The sequence below is a fragment of the Clostridium sp. D43t1_170807_H7 genome, from assembly GCF_015555905.1.
GTDB lineage: Bacteria > Bacillota > Clostridia > Clostridiales > Clostridiaceae > Clostridium.
In genome coordinates, this window is sequence record NZ_JADNLK010000074.1 from 1 (window position 1) to 1,564 (window position 1,564).

Genomic DNA, 1,564 nt, shown 5'->3' on the forward strand with positions numbered 1-1,564 from the left:
GATAGTGTAAAGTTTGGTATGAAAAAATAGCCTATGGCTAATTTTTGATAATAATAGAAAAATAACTTTGCAATATCAATTAAAATTTGAAAATTGAATATGACAAAAAGACCTTCGGTATCGGAGGCAAAAATTAAATCAATATTTAATTTTATAGTTTATCAAGAAGGTTTAGATTCTTGCATATGTAATATGGTTTGCTGACCGAGACTGATAAGAATTTGCCATTTTGCTGGCATATTATCAGCGATATTTAAAGCATCCAGTTCATTTAAAGGACGATGATAGTTATATGGGTGAGGTCTTAAAAAGTTATAATAAGCAACCCAAAGAGAGAATCCATAAAGAGCACCTTCGTCACTTCCATAGCCACAAGTAACTCTATAGGAAGATTTGAAGGTACGATTTAGACGCTCTACTACTTGCTTAACCCAACGGAATTCTTCAGATACTGGATCTTCATTAGTAAGTCCAATAACTTAAGTTAGATTAAATTCTTTGTTTTCTTCTAATTCAAATTGTTGCTTCGCTAACGGGTAAGCGCTATAACCATCGGCAACGAAGTTCAAAGCTTTTCCTGGAAACTCTTTAAACTTATCAAAAGCCATACGCATTGCTAATATACAAGGACCTGTAGCTCTTGTATCAGATACTTGATAACCTAGAATAGACTTTTTACAAGCATCCATTACAATCCAAACATAATGCTTAATTCCTTTAACTTTTATATAAGTTTCATCGGCAGAAAGTATTTTAGATGGTTTGTACTCAAATGTATCAACAAATGGCTTAATAACAGCAGCTGCTGTTAGAGCATAATTAGCAACAGTTCTATGTGATATTTTTATTCCATGAACTTCTTTTAAAACATGTGCAGTTTGTCTTGTGGACATTTTACAATTAACGTGATAAGTAAGACATAATCCCATTATATGAGGATTAAACTTTTTAAAAGTAAATCCTGTAGCATGTTTTGATATTGGATATAAATCCATCTTAAAGAAGTTAATATTGAATTCACGGTATATATAGTGAAGCTTGTATTTATATTTATCAGCAGGATTAATATCTTTAGGAAGTTTCTTAAGATTCTTCTGATAATATGAGCATTTGGAATTATTGCATTTATGTATTCTAAAATGTTTACGTTGCTTTTGCTCCGCAAGCGTAGCACCACAGTAAGGGCAAATAAAAACAATTGGCTTAGTTGCATAATTAGTTTCTTTAAATGGAAGATTACAAACCTTGCATTTATATTGACCTTTATTACCGTTATTATCATAAATATATTCATGAGGTGCACCACATTTAGGACACTTAATTTTTTTTGGAATAGACTTACCGTTCCGTCTTTGGACGGGTTTTACGGTCTTATTATATTTATGTTTGTAATAAGCTAAAAGTAATTTATAATCTACTTTTTCAAATTTAAGTATTGTAGGTAGCTTATCTACTTTAAATTTTTGATATTCAGGACTATTTGAATCATCAAATATCATTTGTTTTAGTGGTATGTGTTGTGAAATAAATAAAAGTAATTCACCGATAATGTTAATTAAGTATT

The 1,564-nt window shown here is 30.3% G+C and carries 1 protein-coding gene; it reads right to left on the reverse strand.

Features of this window, described 5'->3' with window-relative positions; translation table 11 throughout:
* Positions 1 to 479: 479 nt before the first annotated feature.
* The coding region (locus I2E98_RS15810; protein WP_195469818.1) for a transposase at positions 480 to 1,564 on the reverse strand (1,085 nt) is incomplete at its 5' end.